Genomic DNA, 18,000 nt, shown 5'->3' with positions numbered 1-18,000 from the left:
ACACGGCAACGCTCGCGATCCCGGCATCCCGGCACGCCCGGGCCACGCGGACAGCGATTTCGCCACGGTTGGCGATGAGCACCTTGCGCACGATGAACCTCCCCAGACTCCGCTCGGAGCCACAAGACTGTTCGAGTGCGCACTTCCCCTTCAATACGGTCCGTTGCAGAACTGGGTCAGAATCCGCAGACCCGGGGCAGCATTTACCGGAAGAGGAAAGAAGAAGGTCAGGCCTCCGTCAAATTGCCGGACCCGGCGGATGGATCCGCCGGGTCCGGAAAGAAAAGGAATGCGCCATTCCGTGGAGAATTTCGAGGGCGTTCGGGAGGCGTTCAGGGGCAGCGTTCGGGAGGCGTTCCGGGGCGACGCCCGGGAGGCACTTCCCGCCGCCCCGCAGGGTTTCGCGGGCCGGTCGACCACTTGGCCGGTCGACCACTTGCCCGGTCGACCACTTGGCCGATCGACCGCTTGGCAGGGCAGGCTCGCGGGCCCGTGGTCGGTCAACCGTCCCGCAGGGTCTTGCGGTACCAGGGCGCCGCGAGGGGGAAGTCGGTGTCGAAACCGGCGCCGGGTGTGCGCCGCAGGTCGGACCAGAGCCGGGTGCTGTCGAAGACGTGGTCGGTGGTGAACATGTCGAGTCCGGACGGGGGTACGCCCTTCTCGGCCAGGACCGCCCGGGCTCGGTCGGCGGTCAGTTCCCGGTCCGGCCAGTCGGTCCCCGTGCACTCGGCGACCGTGCGCAGGAGGGTGTCCACGGGGAGGGGTTCCGGGTGAGTGGCGTGGTAGACGGAGGCGGTCAGGTCGGCGGCGGGGGCGAGCGCGGTGGCCACCAGCAGCGCGGCCAGTTCGGGTACGGCGATCACGGAGCTCCGGGCGGGCCAGCCCTCCACCGTGCCGCGCAGCACGCGCAGCATCCGGGTCAGGCCGGGCACCACCCACCTGTCGCCCTCCCCGTACACCAGATGCGGGCGCAGGACGACACCGCCGGCCGCGAGTACGGTGTCCTCGGCCGTGGCGCGGGTGAGGGACGTGGGCGAGCCCGGGTTGCGGAACAGCTCTTCGGGCCGGTCGCCCCGGAAGGTGCCACGGCCGTAGACGGACGCGGTGCTCAGCTGGACGATGCGCGCAACCCCCGCGCGGCGCGCTTCCTCGATGAGCGCCGCCGTACCACGGGCGTTGACGGCCTCGTTGGCCTCGACGCCGCCGCCGATCTGCGAGGCGCAGTGGATGAGGACGTCGACGCCGTCGCACACCCCGCGCAAGGACGCGGGGTCGGTCAGATCGGCCCGTACGACGCGAGCACCGGCATGGGCCGGAGGACCCTCCTGGGCCGGAGGACCCTCCTGAGTCGCAGGACCCTCCTGGACCGGGGAGCCCTTGTGAAGCGGGGAGTCCTTGTGAAGCGGGGGACCGGAGCCGAGCAGGGGACTGCGATGGGACATGAGCCGCAAGTCGGCCCGGTACCGGGCCGCTTCACGGGTGACGTGTCCGCCGACGAAGCCGGCGGCGCCGGTGATCAGGATGGTGGGCACGGGTCTGTCTCCTCGGGACGGGCACGCTCTCCCAGGCGTACGGAGGATGCGCGGGTTCAGCGGCCGCGCGGGCTCAGGACGAGCTCGGCGGTGAAGACGGTCTCAGCGTGCTGCGTACCGCGCACCCGCACCAGTACGCCCCCCTCCGTACCGTGCGGTTCGGCCTGCGGCTCGATCCAGCAGGGCGCGTCGAACTCGGCGTAGCGCGCGAAGTTGCTCTTGAGGCCCAGCAGGAGTGCGTCCGGCATCCCGGTCGAGACGAGGGCGGCCTGCCGGGCGGCTTCCAGCAGGACCATGCCTGGTATGTGATCGACGGGGTGGTCGAAGAACGTGGGGTGGGCGGTGTCGACGCGCAGTTCCCAGCGGTCGCCGGTGCCGGAGGCCGACGCGGGCTCGGCGAGCAGCACGTGCCGGTCGTCGGAGTGGCCCACCGCGGCCGGGTCGATCGCGGGCGGCACGACGCGGTCGGTGGTGGTGGGCCGGCCGGCGCGCAGCCTGCGGTGGACGGCGGGACTGGTACAGCTGAACGCGGCGCCGGCGGTGGCCAGCGCCCTTCCGTCGCGCAGCACGGTGACGTCGTAGCGCATACCGCCGAGCACCCGGCCCCTGCGGACGATGTCGCGGCAGACCGTGCGCAGTTCGACCTCCGTGGGGACGGCGTCCGCGACGAGGAGTTCGGGGGAGGTGCTGAAGAACATGTCCCACATCAGGAACTGGTGCCCGAAGGGGACGCCGAACTCGGCGTGCGCGAGCAGGGAACCGATCTGGCGGACGGACTCGATCAGGAGCATCGGGTCCTGGTAGCCGCCGGACTGGGTGAAGAAGGAGTGGCTGCGCGGCCATTGGGCGCTGACCGCGAATTCGTCCGGGTCGGGTCCGGCTGGTTCGGCGGCGGCCTCCCAGCCGGTCAGCAACACCTCCGAGACGGCGGCGCGATGGACGTACTCGCGCGGAACCGTCGTGGTCAGCCGCGGCGTCAGAGTGCGCGCGGCGGTCTGGACGGAGGCTTGGGCGGAGGCCTGAACGGCGGGTTGAACAGCGTTGCGGGCAGCGGGCCGTGAGGCGGTTCGTGAGGCGCTGGTGCCCACCGTCGCGACGTCGTCTTCGACGGACACACGGGTGGAGGTGGTGTACGACATGTACGGCACTCCTGTCTGGTTCCGAGCAGGGGGCAGCAATCCGTACCGCCGGCAGCCACCCCCCGTGGCCGACGTTCTCTCGCTCACACAAGATACAGACATGTCTGTTCGGTTTTTCAAGTAAAGCTTTAGCATCCTTCGAGCGATGAGCCGCCGCTACCGGCCGGTACAGCACGATTGCGCCACCCGAGGCACCCGATCTTTCAAACCGTGCAGACCTGCATGGTTAGCGCCAAGGACACCCCTGGGACGAGGGGGTCCACCTCGACCGCAACCTGCCGGAAACATGACCTTGAAGCGCCGGATCTCTGCACATATACGCAGGTCAACGTGGGTAGATTGGAAAAGGTACGGACCGACGCGCGGGGGATTTCGAACACGTTGACAATCAGACAAGTCTGTTTGCTATCGTCCTCATTGTGAGAGTTCAGCAGTCCGTTCCGTGATGACGAGACTGTGCCTCAGGAGGAGCAGATGAATCGGCAAGCCGTGGATCTACTCGACGCCCGATCGCAGCGCAATCTTCCGCACCGCCCCACGATTCCCCAGCCCGGGCGGGCCGTTGCCCCACTGACGGCCGCCGACCACCCCAGCCCCCCGGCCGGAGCACTGCGCGTCCTGGTCGTGGAGAACGATGTCAGGGCCGCCGACTCCCTTGTCCAGGGCCTGCTGCGGCAGGGGTACGCCGCGCAGAGCGTGGCCACCGGCACCAAGGCGCTCCAGGCGCACCGCGACGCCGATCTCCTCCTGCTCGACCTGGACCTGCCCGACCTGGACGGGCTCGAGGTGTGCCGGGGCATCCGGGCGGTCTGCGACACCCCGGTCATCGCCGTCACCGCGCGCGGCTCCGAACTCGACCGGGTGCTCGGACTGCAGGCCGGCTCGGACGACTACCTGGTCAAGCCGTACGGCTTCCGCGAGTTACTGGCCCGGATGGAGGCCGTGATGCGCCGGGTGCGCCAACAGCCCGCCGCCGCCCAGGTCATCACCCACGGGCCGCTGCGCATCGACGTCGGCACCCGGGTGGCCACGCTGAACGGGAAGCCGGTGGACCTGACCCGCAAGGAGTTCGACCTGCTGCATCTGCTGGCCTCGCAGCCCGGCACCGTCATGCCGCGACGCCAGCTCATGGCGCAGGTCTGGGACGACACCTGGTCCCACCGCGGGCGCACCATCGACACCCACGTCAGCAGCCTGCGCGGCAAGCTCGGTTCGAGCAGTTGGATCATCACCGTACGCGGTGTCGGTTTTCGGCTCGGCCACCCGTGAGCGGCACCCGCAGGCCGTACGAGGACCACGTGAAGGCCCCTTGAAGACCACTTGAGAAGCATTCGATGAACGGCCGAGGTCCGACCGAAAATCGAGCCAAACCGGAAGCAAATACTCCCGCCTACTGGCGGCGTGCCGCCTTGCCGATACAATACAGACCAGTCGGTAAAATTCCGGTGGGCGAGAGCAAGGACCTGGTATGGCCACACAAGAGCGCGGGACGAGGTCGAGGCACTCGATCCTGGAGTCCGCGGCCCGCGTGTTCGACGAGCGCGGCTACGACGCGGCGAGCACCAACGACATCCTGGCGCGCACGGGCCTCACTCGAGGCGCGCTGTACCACCACTTCCCTTCCAAGGAAGCGATCGCCGTGGCCCTCGTGACCGCGCACAGCGAGGCACTGGTGGTGCCGGACCAGGCGGTGAAGCTCCAGGCCGTCATCGACCTCACCCTGGAGTTCGCCCAGCGTCTCCAGCGCGATCCGGTGCTACGGGCCAGCGTGCGGCTCGCCGTCGAGCAGACGTCGTTCTCGCGGCCGCCGCAGACGGCGTACGAGCAGTCCGGCGCCGCCATACTCGCCCTGCTGCGGCAGGCCGAGGAGCAGGGCGAGATCCTGCCCGGCGTGGACATCCAGGAAGCCACGTCGACCATCGTCGGCGCCTTCACCGGCCTGCAGTTGATGTCCCAGGTCTACAGCAACCGCGAGGATCTGCCGGAACGCATCGGTGCGTTCTGGCGCTTCGTGCTGCCCGGCCTGGCCACACCAGGGATGCTCGGCCGCCTCCGCACCATCCCGCCGCCGGCCCACGAGACCGCCTGACCTCCATCCGGCCCGCCCGGCCCCACCCCCGAACCCGACAACCTCACCACCAAGCCCCGCGCCCCGCGCCCCGCGTCCCCGCACCGCCCGCCGAACAGAAGCCCCCGCACCGCCCGCCGAACAGAACACGGCGCCCCGAACGCGAACTCCGGGCAGGGCCCACTTCACCCGTGACGGACCGAGCCCGACCCCCACCCCGGGCCGAGCCCCCACCGCGGGTCCCCTTCGCATGCCGTCCGGTTCACGGCCACCGCCCCGCCCCGGACCAAGCCCCCACCGCGGGCGCCTTCTCGCGCCGCCGCGAACACGGGTACGCCCTCACTCCCGCACAGACCCCGGGGACAGGCCCCGAGCCCCGTCCCCGCCTCAAGACCTCAGATCCCCTCGGACCCGCTGCCCACCCGCCGTTCCTCCTCCGCGCGCCCCTCCCCGGCCAACGAGAACAACGGGCGCAACAGCACCCACAACCGCTTGGACGTCTTGGGGTCCCACCACTCCGCGTCCGTGTGCCCGAGCGACTCCAGCCCCGCGGCCACCACCACCGCCAGCTCGGCCAGATCCTCCGGCGCCGACGCGACGTCCCGGTGCGCCTCGACCACCCGCCTGCGTACCAACGCCAGTACGTCGTCACGCAACCGCGGCGGCCCCGCCGACCCGTCCACCGCCAGCTGTATGCCCGCCCGGACCAGTTCCTCCGTACGCAACGCCTCGCACAGGGCGACCAGGAGGCGCTCCGGGGCATCCTCCACGGGCCCTTCGAAGGCCTCGTCCATCAGCGCGACGACCCGGTCGTGCGCCTGCTCGTACACCGCGGCCGTCAACTCCGCGGTGGAGGAGAAGTGATGGTAGAGAGCCCCTCGGCTCACCCCGGCCCGGCGGCAGATGTTGACCAGTCCCGCATCGGAGAGCCGGCCGTTCGCTATCAGTTCCGCCGCGGCACGGACGAGAGCCTGACGGGTCTGTTCGGACCGGGTCTGCATCAGGCTGCACCTGCCTATTCCTGCTCTTGGCATGAAGGAGCGCGCGGGCGCCCGAAGGCGTCGGCAACAACCGGAATCATACAACCATGCCTGTTTTAGTCGACAGCCCCGTGACCCCAGACCTCCATCCAATCCCCATAAATCCTGCAGCTCTTGCCCATGCATAGGCTCTTGACGGCCGGGCGATCCCGTGAACACACCCCATCCGGAACGCCCGCCCACTCTTGACAATCAGACAAGTCTGTTTGTTACGTTGGCGATGGCCACGTTGCCCCGGCACCCAAGCGTCACCCGAGCGTTGAGGAGTCCGATGAGCGGCACGACCACCCCCACCGCGACCATCCCCCTGGTCGGCAGCGGATTCGGCGAAGCCCTGCACGAGGGTCTGGTCCGCGCGGCGGCCCGGATGTCGCCCCGCCCGGGCCACTCCCCCCTCGTGTCGTCCGCCACCACCCTGGGGTCCTGGGAGACCGGCGCCGTCCTGGACCGTTTCGCCGCCCGCCTCCCCGCCGCACTCGCCCCGGCCGAGGCGGAGGTGCCCGCGCTGCGCACCACGCTGACGGAGTTCGCCCGCACCGCCCTGGCCCGTGCCGCGGACACCACGCCCACTCCCACGCCCACTCCCATCGCCCCGCCCGCCGCTGCCCCGCACCAGGTGGCCGCCGCGGTCGCCCTGCTCCTCGAGTGCGCCCTGCTGCACGTCCTGGAGAACGGCATCGCGCACCACGAGAGCGCGCTGCCCCGCGCGGTCGCGGTCGTCCGGCGCCTGGGCGAGGTCGTCCGGGAGGCCGGGGAGGGCATGTGGGCCGGCGACGACGGCCGCGGCGAGCGCCGCAGGCTGGCCCGGCAACTGCACGACGAGCTGGGCGGCGCCCTGTCCCTCGCCCGGCTCAGCCTCGACGCCGCGGCGACCTGCGCCCCCGGCAGGACCGACTCACCCACGCCTGGCGCCCCCGGCAGGACCGACTCACCCACCCCTGGCGCTCCCGGCGCCGTCGCGGCCCACCTCGCCACCGCCCAAAGGGCACTGGCCGCCGCGGTCAGGGAGAACCAGGCGCTCATCGACGGCGTGCGCCATCGCGCCGACCTGCCGCCCCTGCGCGAGGCCCTGGAGGCCTTCCTCGCGGGCCCCCGCCCCCGCGACGGCCGCCGTGTCCGTACCTCCGTCGACGTCATCGGTGACGAGTGGACCCTCTCCGAGCGGCACCGGGAGGAGACCTTTCTCGCCCTGCGCGAGGCCCTGCGCGACCGCCTGGCCCGCTCGGGCGCGCGCCGCGTGGACACCGTCGTACGCATCACCAGGCGCTGGCTGTACGCGAAGGTGAGCGACGACGGCCACGGCCCCGCGGCAGGTTCCGCCGGCTCCGCCGATTCCGCGCGGGCCCTGCTCTCCCTCACCGGCCGCGTCGAGGACCTCGGCGGCCGGACCGGCATCACCCCGGGCACCCCCACCGGCACCCTGCTGGAGATCCATCTGCCCCTGCGCGGACACCCCTGAGCCCCGCCCCGCCCGAGGAAAGCTGAGGGATGGACCGCCCGCTGTGGACGGCCCGATCAGCTGTGGAGCAGCGCGGGCAGCAGCGCGTGGTCGACACACCTGGTCAGGTAGTCGGCGTCGGCGGGCTTGCCCTCGAACATCGGACGAGTGAGCATCACACTGAGCAGGATCTGCGGCAGGAAGTCGGTGGCAGACGGCCGGCGGGACAGCTCGCCACGCTCAACAGCTCGGTCAACGACCTCTATAAGATCCGCAAACCAGGACTCCAACAGCGTTTCGCGCACCGCGTCGGCGAGGTTCTCGTCGGTCAGCACAGCGTGCGCGAGCGCGGCGAACAGCGGCACGTCCTTCTGCCCATGGGGACCCAACAGCTCGGCCATGGCCAGCAGATCGCCGCGGAGCGTACCGGTGTCGATTTCCTCCGGCTTCATCGGCCGCGTGGCGTAGAGCGCAGCCGCCACGATCTGCGGCTTCCCCGGCCACAGACGATAGAGCGTGGCCTTGCTGCAGCGCGCCCGGGCCGCGACCAGGTCCATCGACAGCTCGTCATAGCTGACCTCGTGCAACACATCGATCGTCGCGACCAGCAACTCGACCTCCCGTTCGGGGGTCATCCGAGGGCGACGGATCGCCTCATCGCCCTTGTCGCGTGACATCAGCACTCCATTTGGTACAGAACGGTTTCGGACCGCGACTGTAGGGCGACCTCGGGAGAAACGCAACTGTACTATCTGGCGGTGACGCGGCGACGGAAGGCCGAAGCGTGGCGAGCCGGGCTCGACGCAGGAACCACAGGACTCGGCCGGCTACGTGGTCCTTGCAGACGGTCGGCCGCCTGCAAGGACCACACCCGGGTCAGGGTCACTCGGGGCTAGGCCACCAGGACGGCGAGCTTGCTCAGCGACTCGGTGAGCGCCGTGGTGGTGGCGTCCTTCACCTTGGCCGCCATCATGTTCACGGCCGCGCCCTTGAACTCGTTCTCCACCGTGACCAGGGTGCCCTCGCCCGCGTCGGCGAGCAGGTAGTGCTGGCCCACCGAGACACCCATCGGTCCGTTGCCCCGCAGCCGGTAGGACCGTCCGGCCTCGACCTCGGTGACGGTCCAGGCCACCTCGGCGGCCATGCCGATCAGGGTCATCTTCTCGCTGTACTCGGCGCCCACGACGAATTCGGCCGGGCCGCCGTTGGGGAACTCGGTGTGGATGGTGTTCCACTCACCGAAGCGGTCGAAGTCGGTGATGACCGCCCACACCTTGTCGGCGGGGGCGGCTACGGACGCGCTGACGGAAACCTCGGGCATGATTGCTCCTCTTCTGATGGGCCCTGCGGGCCGTGCTTTGACATGCCGCCCACGGTGCGGGCGGAGTTCGTGGAGTGGGGACCACACTTCGGTCAAGCCTTCACGCGCTGGATCAGGTTGTGGACCAGGGCGTCCGTGGCGTGCGGGGCGCGTACTCCGCCGAACAGCTGGAAGTCCGGCCGGATCAGGACGACCGAGGCGTTCAGCCGCTCGAACCAGGCCGCGTACTTGCCCTCGGGGTCGGTGAGGCCGCCGGGCCCGAAGTGGGCGCTGCGGCCGCCGAGTTGCTGCCAGGCGGTGCGCCGGTCCGGGGAGAGCAGTTCGGCCGGGTCACGGTCGCGGCCCAGCAGGAGGAAGCCGCGGGGCGGGAGCACCTCGTCCAGGAGAGCCGTGCGGGCCCCGGTGCCCACGTGGGCCTGGACGCCCAGCGTGCCGCCGATCCCGTCGTCCTGCAGCGTCCCGCCCTGCACGTTCCAGTTCCTGGACGCGTCCTGGAGATCCAGGGTGCCCATGGACTTGATCATGGCATCCCGCTCGGCGCACTCCTTCGGGTCGGTCGCGCAGAACATCCGGCCGATGAAGACGGTCTGCTCGATGATCTGCGCGACCTGCGCGGAGCGTTCGGTGCTGTAGTCGTCCAGCAGCGAGTCCTTGCCCTTGCCCCTGACCAGCAGGGCCAGGCGCCAGGCGAGATTCGCCGCGTCGCGGAGGCCGGAGTTGATGCCCTGGCCCATGAACGGCGGCATCAGATGGGCCGCGTCACCGGCCAGCAGCACACGGCCCTTGCGCCACTCGTTGGCCCAGCGTCCTCGGAAGGTGTACCGGGCGTGCCGCACCAGGTCGGCGTTGCCGGGGTGGATGTCCCAGGCCTTCAGCAGCCGCCAGGCGTTCTCGTCGGTGTCGACGTTGTCCTGGTCGTCGTCCGGCATGATCATGAACTCCCAGCGCCGGCGACCGGGTCCGGACGGCACCAGGGTGGTCGACCGGGCGGGATCCAGATGCTGGCACGCGTACGGCAGCCAGGCCGGCGGCGTGTGCGGGACGACGTCGACCACCAGCCAGTCATGGCTGAAGTCGAGGTCGGTCATCTCCGTTCCGAGCAGGGTGCGGACCGCGCTGTTGGCTCCGTCGCAGCCGACGACGTAACCCGCCCGTACGGTCTCCGGTTCGCCGGCGGGGATCGGTTCGAGGCCGTCGTGGGGGCGGATGACGGCGCTGACCCCAGACCCGGACGGCCCGTCGTCGGACAGCGCCTCCAGCGAGAAACCCCGGCGCTGGTCGATCAACGGGTGTTCCTGGACCCGCTGTTCGAGCAAACCCTCCAGATCCGGCTGCGAGAAACCCGTCATGTGGGCGAAGCCGGAATCGGAATCCAGGTCGAACCGCGATTCGGCCAGGGTCTCCCCCGAGGCGTCCGTGAGCTTGAACGTGTGCCCGTCCTGCCCCCAGGGCTCCAGCAGCGGGGCCAACTCCTCGCGCAGACCGAGCTGGTACAGGATCCGCAGGGTGTCATGGCTGAGAGCCACGGCGCGGGGCAGCGGATACGGCTGTGCCCAGCGCTCCACCACGATCACCCGTATTCCCTGCTGGGCCAGTAGCAGGGCGAGTACCTGGCCGATCGGGCCGGCGCCCACGACGAGGACGTCGCAGTCGTGTCGTTCGGCCTCGTGTCGTTCGTTGTCAGTCATGACTCAGCCCAGGGGTCCCAGGTAGGCCGTGCCCCCGTAGGTGTCGGAGAGCGGCTCAAGCGTCTCCGACCACGGGAGGACCATGTCGCGGCGCTCGCTCCCCGGCCTGGGCCTGCCGTCCCAGCCGATCTGCTCCATGTAGTAGTAGAGACAGACCAGGTGGCCGTCGGGGTCCTTCAGGTGGACGGCGTAGTCGATGCCGACGTAGATCTCCTGCGGGAGTCCATGCACGAGGGTGTAGCCGCGGTCCATCAAGTACGCGGCCGCGTTCCGCAGTTGGGTGAAACTGCCGACCTGGAGACCGATGCTCAGGCACGAGGTGTGCTCGCTGAGGCCGAGGATGCCGCGCAGCGCCTTGTCGGCGAGGGCGAAGGTGTGGTGCTCGGTGCCAGTGCGGAAGTACACAATCCGCCTGCCGTGCAGCTCGACCTCCTCGACCACCTCGAAGCCGAGCATGCCGGTGTAGAAGGCGATCATCTCGTCCATGCGCTCGGTGAACAGCGAGACCGGGCCGATCCCGGTGACCTTGAAGGGCCGCGGGAGCAGGACGCCGCCGACGACGTACGTCTCCTCCAGGTGCTCCTCGGACGGGTGGTAGCCGGAGTCGATGTCGATGCCCTTGGCCAGCGCCTCGCGGACCTCGGCGGCCTCCGACATCTGTGGCAGTGACGGCATCACGTCCATGAGGCCGCGGTAGTGCATGCCGTACGGCTTCGACTTGCGCTGCCAGCCGATCTGCTCGATGCCGTAGTACAGCTCGATCATGTTGTCGTCGGGGTCGTAGGCGTAGATCTCCCAGTTGCTGCCGGGCATGTCGCGGCCGTAGTGGCCGATCTCGACGCCCCGCTCCTTGAGGTACGCCTCGGCCTCGACGACCTCCTGCAGGCTGCCGACCTGGAAGGTGAGCTGGCTGAAGGTGATGTCCTGCACCTTGCGGTTGTTGCCCCACAGGGTTCCGAAGGTCTTGTGCGCGAGCACCAGTGCGTGGTGGTCACTGTTGTGGGTGGTGAAGGTCAAACGCGGGTCGGTCAGGATGTCCTTCACGAACGGGCGCGCCTCTTCGGGCACCTGGCTCAGCACGTCGAGCTGGTCGGTGATGCGGAATCCGAGCGCGTCGCAGTAGAAGGTGATCGCCTCGTCGAGCCGCTCCATGTTCAGCCCGAGGTGGCCGAGGCGGCGGATCTTGAACGGGCGCGGCAGCATCAGGCCGCCGACGTCGTACTGCTGCGGGCTCTGCTCCGGGGTGGTGGTCATGACTGGGCTCCCGTCCGGTCGTTGTCCTTGTCGTCGGCGGCGGGGTGTCCAGGGGCCGCCGTCACGGGGTTGTGGAGTTCGCCGATGCCCTTGACCCAGCTGACGAGCCTGTCGCCGGGCTTGAGGAAGAGCGGCGGAGTACGGAAGAGACCGACGCCCGCGCCCGTACCGGTGAAGATCAGGTCACCGGGCAGCAGCGGGACGATGGAGGAGATGTACGCGATCAGCTCGGCCACCGAGAAGATCATTTCGGAGGTGCGGGCCTTCTGCACGATCCGGTCGTTCAGCGCGCAGCCGAGCTCCAGGTCGTCCGGGTCGTCGAACTCGTCGGGCGTGACCAGCACCGGACCCAGCGGGGCGAAACCGGGGAAGGACTTCCCCATGGACAACTGCGGGGCGGGGCCGGCCAGCTGGATGACACGTTCGGAGACGTCCTGCCCGACGGTGAGGGCGGCGACGTGATCCCAGGCGTCCTTCTTCGCGACGCGCTCGCCGTACCGGCCGACCACGACGACGAGTTCGACCTCCCAGTCGACGTTCCCGCTGGGCACCGGGATCGGGTCCTGGGGACCGGACAAGCTGGTACGGAACTTGGTGAAGATCATCGGGTCCTTGGGCAGCATTGCCTTGACGTCCCCGGTGTGGCCGCGGGCGGCGGCGGCCTCCTGTACATGGTCGAGGTAGTTGGCGCCGATGCCGAAGACCTGGCGCGGTGCCGGGACCGGGTTCTGCAGGCCGTCCAGCGGCAGCCGCTCCCCGTCGGGTTCGGCCGTGGCGGCCCACTCGACCAGGGGCTCCCAGTGGTCGAAGAGCTGTGCGGGATCGGCCGGGAAGCGGCCGTTGCTGGCCCGTTCGATGTCGACGGCCGAGTTTCCGTCGACAAGGACCAGCCGGTTGGCGATGACTCCGAGGCGCATGACGGCGCCCTCCTCAGGATGGATCGGTTACTTGACTGCGTCCGGGTACTGGACGGTGTGCGGTTCTGCCCGCGCGCTGTCGAGCGGTACGCCGAGTGAGTTGAGCGTTCCGGCGAGCAGGACGTAGTGGCCCACCAGCACGGGCAGTTCGATGAGCTGCTCGGTGTTCAGCAGCGCGCTCAACGCATGCCAGGTGGTCTCGCGGATGGTGTGGCTCGCGTGCAGCTGATCGATCGCGGCCAGCAGCAGCCGGTCGCGTGTCGACCAGTCGACGGTGGTCTCACCGGTGAGCGCGGCGAGTTCGTGGTCGGTCAGCCCGACCTCGGAACCGAGCCCGACGTGGTGATGCAGCTCGTACGCGCATTCGCAGAGCGACGCGGTCCTGATGATCACCAACTCCCGCTCCCGGGCCGGGAATGCCGAGTCCGTCAGCAGGTGCAGACAGAACGGCAGCCACTTCCGGTAGAGCGCGGGATGCCGCACCAAGGTGCTGAAGACATTGGGCGCGTCCTCGCCCAGGACGCCGGACAGCAGCTCGCGCTGCTCGTCCGTGCGTTGCGCTCCCGCGATCGGGGTCAGGCGCCGCCGCGCCGGGGACTGCGACAGGGGCCTGACCGGCTGTGATTTGGGCATGGTTCTCCCTTCGAACGTAATCGGGAATTCAGCTATGCGGCCGATGTACCGGAACTACCGGAATTCGTGGAGGTACCTGAATTCGTGGAGGTACCGGAATTCGTGGATTTCTCGGACGTCTTGAAGGTCACGTCGTGGCCCGAGAGCGTGACGGCGACAGCGGAGGAATCGGTGGAGATCGACTGCAGGGTCATCCCGTGCGGGAGGTTCCGCAGCGGGATCTTCTTCTCGAAGGTCCTGCCGACCGAGTCCAGGACGGACTGCGGCAGTTGGTCCGAGGAGATGCCCAGCACCTTGAAGGCGATGGTGGTGGGCCCGTCCTTGGTGACCTGGGCGTTCACCGTGATGTTCCCGGCTATCGGCACACTCAGCGAGGCGGTGAGCCGCCCCGGCGCCGATCCGGCCCGGACGTCCAGGCCCAGCGTTGCGGACAGGTCCTCGTATGAGACGAACGCGGTGGCTTTGGCGGAGCCGGCCCGGGCGGTGTCCGCGTCCGAGCTCCGCTTGAGGTGGGTCATACGGGCGTCCAGCCTGGAGACCGGCACCGGGCTGTCCGTCCCGGCCGGAATCTGTTCGGCCGAGACATCCACCCGGTCCAGGGTTCCCCGGGCCGCCTGGGTCAGGAACGGGAATCCCCGGATGTGCACCTCTGGTGCCGTCGCGGTCCCGGTGGCCCGCTGGAAGGCGTGCGCGGTCTGCGCTTCCGCGTGGACGCGTACGTCGTAGTCGGTACCGAGCGCCGCCGGCAAAAGGGCTGCGACGGCTGCGATGAGCACGCGGTACCGGCGGCGAATGCGCCGTGCGCCCCGCGGACGGCGGGCGGACTGCGCTGTTCCGTGCGGCATACCGGCGGCCGGCGCGGACAACTCTGATCTCTCGGGCATTGGGGGACCCTTCGGCCTGTCACGTTCGGTGCGTCGCGTACGGGCGGCGGTGTCACATGTGGACGACCGGTGCGGCGTCGGCGTCCGGCTTGGGCACGCCACGGCGGTAGAGGACCCCGCAGACGACCATGCCCGCGGCGAAGAAGCCCGCGGCCCACCAGTAGGCGGTGGCATAGCCGTGCAGGGCGGCCTCCGCGAGGAGGGCGGGGTTCTTGGGATTTCTACTCTCGAGGTAATGGGTGGCGGCGGTGGCCGACAGCGTGGTGAGCAGCGCCGTACTGATGGAACCGCCGACCTGCTGCATGGTGTTGACGGCCGCGGAGGCGACACCGGCGTCCTCGGTCGCCACCCCGGAGGTGGCCACGCTCATCGCCGGAGCCATCACCAGGCCGATCCCGAGCCCGATCACGATCAGCGGGGGCATCACGTTCGCGACGTAAACGCTGTTCAGGTCAAGGGTGGTCAGCCATGCCAGGCCGACGGCGGACACACCCATGCCCACCGGCACGACCGGCTTGGGGCCGAGTTGCCGGATGAGGACGTTGGTGGCGAGCGGGGTGGTGACCATGAGTCCGACGACCATCGGCATGAAGGCCAGACCGGTCTTGACCGGGCTGTAGCCCAGGCTCTCCTGCATGTAGTAGGTCAGGAAGAGGAAGACGCCGAACATGCCCGCGCCGCAGATCAGCACGGCGATGAAGGAGGCACCGCGGTTGCGGTCCAGCAGGAGCCGCAGGGGCAGCAGGGGGTTGGCGGCCCTGGTCTGCCACCCCGCGAACGCCGCCAGCAGGACGGTGCCGGCCCCCAGCAGACCCCAGGTGGCCGGCGAACTCCAGCCGTGCGTCTCGGCGTTGGAGAATCCGTAGACCACGCAGAACAGCCCGGACGACACGAGGATCGTGCCGGGCACGTCCAAGGTGGCGGTCCTGTCGCGGGCGGTGCGGGTCAGCAGCAGGACTCCGCCGACGAAGGCGATGACGGCGAAGCCCAGGTTGACGTACAGCGTCCAGCGCCAGTCGAGGTATTCGGTGAGGACACCGCCCAGGAGCAGGCCGATGGCCGCGCCGGCACCCGCGATGCCGCCGTAGACGCTGAAAGCCTTCGCGCGTTCCCTGGTGTCCGTGAACGTGGTGGTCAGCAGCGACAGTGCGGCCGGTGCCAGGAGCGCACCGAACAGCCCTTGGCCGGCGCGGGCGCCGACCAGCATGCCGAAGCTGTCGGCCGCGCCGCCCAGAGCGGAGGCGCCCGCGAAGCCGGCCAGGCCCACCAGGAAGGTGATCTTGCGGCCGAACAGGTCCGCGATACGGCCGCCGAGCAGCAGCAGGCTGCCGAAGGCCAGCGCGTAGGCGGTGATGACCCACTGCCGGTTGCCGTTGCTGAAGCCCAGGTCCTGCTGGGCCGACGGCAGGGCGATGTTCACGATGGATGCGTCGAGCACCACCATCAACTGGGCGATGCAGACGACAGCGAGGATCCACCACCGGTGGCGGGCTTGGCCGGACGGAGGGGATGCGGTGCCGACATCGCTTGCGTCGGGGGAAGTGAGGGGCATGGTGGATCTCCAGAGAGGGCCGCGGGCGGAGGCCGGGCATGAGGCCATGGCGAGGCCGGGGAAGGGGGGCAGGGGGGCCGGATCGGGAAGGCAGGGAAGGCGCGATCAGGGCTGTAGCGCCGTGGGCAGGAGCAGCGGGAGCAGCACCTGGTCGACGCATCTGGTGAGGTAGTCGATATCGGCGACTCCGCGCCCGAACAACGGACGGGTGGCTGCCACGCTGAGCAGCACTTCGGGCAGGAAGTGCGCGCCGGGCGGCCGGGCGGCCAGCTCGCCCCGCTCGACCGCCCGGTCGACGAACCCGATGAGACCGGCGAACCAGGGCTCCAGCAGAGATGTCCGCACCGCTCGGGCGAGTTCCTCGTCCGTGAGCACGGCGTGCCCCAGCGCGGCGAACAGCGCCGTCATCGTCTCCCCAGCGGCCGCCAGCAGCGCGGCCATGGCCAGCAGATCGCCGCGGAGCGTGCCCGTGTCGACCCCTTCCGGTCTCATCGGGCGCGTGGCGTAGAGCGCGGCAACGACAAGGTGCGCCTTGGTCGGCCACAGCTTGTAGAGCGTGGCCTTGCTGCACCGCCCCCGCGCCGCGACCAGGTCCATCGACAGTTCCTCGTAGCTGACCTCGCCCAGCACCTCCAGGGCCGCGTTGAGCAGCTCCATCTCCCTGGCCCGGGAAATGCGCGAGCGGCGGATCGACGGCTCGCCTGTGGTGCCGGACATCAGGTCCTCCGTTGAGTACAGAACTGTTCTGTACTCAGTGTAGCTCCGCGCCCGGGAGAAACGCAACCGTTCTATCCGCGCCCTTGGGCGCCGGGTCACGGTGCTTGCCGATCGGCCCTGTGGCGCCTGGCCAGCAGGTCGGCGGGCATGGCCTCGACCTTCTCCGTGGGGTAGGACAGCGGGAAGATGATCGGCCGCTCGACGTGCTCGGCCATGGCGGTGACGACCTCTTTGTCGAAGGCACCTGGCGTGGTCGAGGTGCCGATCAGCATGGTGGGACGGACGTGCCGGGCGGTGGTCAGCAGGTCGATGTTCCCGTCCGCCCAGCCCTGCACCTCCGAGGCCGGCCGTGCGTAGGGGGCCTGGTAGTCACGTAGGTCCGGCATGCCCTCGACCAGCAGCCCCAGCTTGTCGACCAGCCACACCCGGCGGGTGGCCTCCTTGGGCTCCAGTCCGTCGCGGACCATCGCGTGCGTCGCAGCTGGTCGGCAATGCCCACCCCGGCCGTGCCGGCGCCGAAGACCACGACGCGCTGGTCACCGAAGGACTCGCCGATGATCTTCAAGGCCGACACCGCAGCGGCCGAGGTGATCGCCCCGTGCCCTGCATGTCGTCGTTGAACATCCGATAGTGGTGCCCGTACGTCTCCAGGATGCCTCGGGCATCGCCCGGCCCGAAGTCCTCGAAATGCAGCAGCGCATTCGGATACAGCTCCGAGACCGTCTCCAGGTAGTTCTCGATGAACGCGTCGTACGGTCCATGACCACCGGTAGGCAGCGGGCGGGATGCAGCCCCGCCGCTGCGGTGTAGACGGCGAACTTGCCCACCGAGATCTGGATGCCCCGCACACCCCAGTCGCCGATACCCAGGATCTCCTCTGCCTCGGTGACCACCACCAGATCGACCTCATCCCGGTGGAGCTGAAGTGCCTCGAACGAGCGGCGCACATCCTCCAGCCGGTCGATGGACAAGAACACCCCGCGCGGGCCCCGGTACTCGTGGCTGTACCGCTTGATCGCCTCACCCACCGTCGGGTCGTAGACGACCGGCAGCAACTCGGCGAGGTGATCTTGCAGCAGCCGGTAGTACAACACCTCGTTGCGGCCGTGCACCTGCTCAAGATTGATGAACTTCGCCAGATAGGTCGGCTCCTGCTGCAACTGCTCGTAGGCACGAATCGCCTGCTGGTCAAGGGTGAGCACGGCGTCCGGCAACCGACCCGCGAGCCCGAGGCGCTCCCGCTCCTCCGTCGTGAAAGCGGTACCCCGATCGGTCAACGGATCCAATAGGACAGAATGCGCGTGTATCGGCACGAAAACCCATCTATGGACATGATTCCAGCTGTCCAGCCCCTGTTTCCATGCTTGACCCGTTCTCCAGGCAGTGCCACCGGGGAAGCCTGCGCATTCCGGCGCCATGATCCGCCGCCGCATTCCGTCGCTCAGCTTCCGCCGCGACTGCGCCGGCGGCCGGCCCGACTCCCTGCCCACCAGCAACGACGGCTCCAGCCGGGCCCACTGCCCGTCAGCGCACCCTGTCCATAGCCTGCCGAGCGAACTGGCGGAGGCCCCAGCACCCGCTGCGACCTCGACTGAGCAATCCATGCATGCTCCGGCGAACCGGTTGGTCTCCCGCGGAGGCGCGACACCGACAGGCTGGTAACTGTTCCCGACTTTCCCGCAGAGGCAACCTACGGAACTGATCCGGTTTGCGGGGGACGCTGGCACGTGTGGGACAAGACCTCTCCATTGCGGAGCAAAGCCCGGCCATACGTGGCCGGAGAGGACTGAAAACTGTCCCGTAAAGATCTTCGCGCT

17 protein-coding genes and 1 pseudogene are annotated in these 18,000 nt (G+C 69.3%); 3 read left to right on the top strand and 15 right to left on the bottom strand.

From position 1 onward, the window contains the following. From ACIQTP_RS30295 to ACIQTP_RS30285, 3 genes are all read right to left on the bottom strand, one after another. Positions 1 to 91: biotin carboxylase N-terminal domain-containing protein (locus ACIQTP_RS30295; protein WP_308427085.1), on the bottom strand; the 91-nt coding region annotated here is incomplete at its 3' end. A 409-nt stretch (positions 92 to 500) separates the two neighbouring features. Next, positions 501 to 1,532: an NAD-dependent epimerase/dehydratase family protein gene (locus ACIQTP_RS30290; RefSeq protein WP_403405609.1), complete on the bottom strand. Its 1,032-nt coding sequence runs from the start codon at positions 1,530 to 1,532 to the stop codon at positions 501 to 503. Positions 1,533 to 1,588: 56 nt separating this feature from the next. After that, complete coding sequence (locus ACIQTP_RS30285; RefSeq protein WP_403405606.1) at positions 1,589 to 2,671, bottom strand: ScbA/BarX family gamma-butyrolactone biosynthesis protein; 1,083 nt, start codon at positions 2,669 to 2,671, stop codon at positions 1,589 to 1,591. A 474-nt stretch (positions 2,672 to 3,145) separates the two neighbouring features. Between ACIQTP_RS30285 and ACIQTP_RS30280 the strand changes: the two genes are divergently transcribed. Together ACIQTP_RS30280 and ACIQTP_RS30275 are read left to right on the top strand one after the other, a co-directional pair. Next, positions 3,146 to 3,940 carry a response regulator transcription factor gene (locus ACIQTP_RS30280; protein WP_403405603.1) on the top strand — a complete coding sequence of 265 codons (795 nt, stop codon included), beginning with the start codon at positions 3,146 to 3,148 and terminating at the stop codon, positions 3,938 to 3,940. Positions 3,941 to 4,139: 199 nt separating this feature from the next. Further along, a complete protein-coding gene (locus tag ACIQTP_RS30275) occupies positions 4,140 to 4,760 on the top strand; it encodes a ScbR family autoregulator-binding transcription factor (protein ID WP_402038965.1) in 621 nt (206 codons plus the stop codon). Positions 4,761 to 5,134: 374 nt separating this feature from the next. On the opposite strand, the gene ACIQTP_RS30270 is transcribed toward ACIQTP_RS30275, so the two are convergent. Further along, the gene (locus ACIQTP_RS30270; RefSeq protein WP_403405599.1) at positions 5,135 to 5,740 is read right to left on the bottom strand and encodes a TetR family transcriptional regulator; all 606 of its coding nucleotides are present in this window, start codon (positions 5,738 to 5,740) and stop codon (positions 5,135 to 5,137) included. A 310-nt stretch (positions 5,741 to 6,050) separates the two neighbouring features. On the opposite strand from ACIQTP_RS30270, the gene ACIQTP_RS30265 reads away from it, so the two are divergent. After that, a complete protein-coding gene (locus tag ACIQTP_RS30265; RefSeq protein WP_403405596.1) occupies positions 6,051 to 7,238 on the top strand; it encodes a sensor histidine kinase in 1,188 nt (395 codons plus the stop codon). 56 nt (positions 7,239 to 7,294) lie between these two features. Here ACIQTP_RS30265 and ACIQTP_RS30260 read toward each other — a convergent pair whose 3' ends face one another. The 11 genes and pseudogenes from ACIQTP_RS30260 to ACIQTP_RS30210 all read right to left on the bottom strand — a co-directional run bounded on the left by ACIQTP_RS30260 (position 7,295) and on the right by ACIQTP_RS30210 (position 17,601). Beyond that, positions 7,295 to 7,894 carry a TetR-like C-terminal domain-containing protein gene (locus ACIQTP_RS30260; RefSeq protein ID WP_403405593.1) on the bottom strand — a complete coding sequence of 200 codons (600 nt, stop codon included), beginning with the start codon at positions 7,892 to 7,894 and terminating at the stop codon, positions 7,295 to 7,297. A gap of 215 nt (positions 7,895 to 8,109) precedes the next feature. Continuing rightward, positions 8,110 to 8,538, bottom strand: a complete 429-nt coding sequence (locus ACIQTP_RS30255) for an SRPBCC family protein (RefSeq protein WP_403405590.1) — start codon at positions 8,536 to 8,538, stop codon at positions 8,110 to 8,112. 92 nt (positions 8,539 to 8,630) lie between these two features. Then, a complete protein-coding gene (locus ACIQTP_RS30250) occupies positions 8,631 to 10,226 on the bottom strand; it encodes a bifunctional 3-(3-hydroxy-phenyl)propionate/3-hydroxycinnamic acid hydroxylase (protein WP_403405588.1) in 1,596 nt (531 codons plus the stop codon). A gap of 3 nt (positions 10,227 to 10,229) precedes the next feature. After that, a complete protein-coding gene (locus tag ACIQTP_RS30245; RefSeq protein ID WP_403405586.1) occupies positions 10,230 to 11,480 on the bottom strand; it encodes a VOC family protein in 1,251 nt (416 codons plus the stop codon). Beyond that, positions 11,477 to 12,397: a fumarylacetoacetate hydrolase family protein gene (locus ACIQTP_RS30240; RefSeq protein WP_403405583.1), complete on the bottom strand. Its 921-nt coding sequence runs from the start codon at positions 12,395 to 12,397 to the stop codon at positions 11,477 to 11,479. Before ACIQTP_RS30240 ends, ACIQTP_RS30245 begins: the two co-directional genes overlap by 4 nt. A gap of 27 nt (positions 12,398 to 12,424) precedes the next feature. Then, entirely contained in the window at positions 12,425 to 13,030 is a 606-nt protein-coding gene (locus ACIQTP_RS30235) for a carboxymuconolactone decarboxylase family protein (protein WP_403405580.1), read from the bottom strand. 32 nt (positions 13,031 to 13,062) lie between these two features. Next, positions 13,063 to 13,914: a DUF2993 domain-containing protein gene (locus ACIQTP_RS30230; RefSeq protein ID WP_403405577.1), complete on the bottom strand. Its 852-nt coding sequence runs from the start codon at positions 13,912 to 13,914 to the stop codon at positions 13,063 to 13,065. 52 nt (positions 13,915 to 13,966) lie between these two features. Beyond that, positions 13,967 to 15,466, bottom strand: coding sequence for an MFS transporter (locus ACIQTP_RS30225; RefSeq protein ID WP_403405574.1), 1,500 nt, complete (start codon positions 15,464 to 15,466; stop codon positions 13,967 to 13,969). Positions 15,467 to 15,571: 105 nt separating this feature from the next. Further along, complete coding sequence (locus ACIQTP_RS30220; RefSeq protein ID WP_403405571.1) at positions 15,572 to 16,183, bottom strand: TetR-like C-terminal domain-containing protein; 612 nt, start codon at positions 16,181 to 16,183, stop codon at positions 15,572 to 15,574. Positions 16,184 to 16,278: 95 nt separating this feature from the next. Next, on the bottom strand, positions 16,279 to 16,650 hold the full coding sequence (locus ACIQTP_RS30215; protein ID WP_403405568.1) for a malic enzyme-like NAD(P)-binding protein: 372 nt from the start codon (positions 16,648 to 16,650) through the stop codon (positions 16,279 to 16,281). A gap of 94 nt (positions 16,651 to 16,744) precedes the next feature. Next, positions 16,745 to 17,601 (bottom strand): annotated as a pseudogene (locus ACIQTP_RS30210) (hypothetical protein). Positions 17,602 to 18,000 lie beyond the last annotated feature (399 nt).

This window comes from Streptomyces sp. NPDC090798 (assembly GCF_044768965.1).
Taxonomy (GTDB): domain Bacteria; phylum Actinomycetota; class Actinomycetes; order Streptomycetales; family Streptomycetaceae; genus Streptomyces.
Note: the sequence above shows the minus strand (reverse complement) of the source record. Positions and strands in the feature narration are given on the sequence as shown.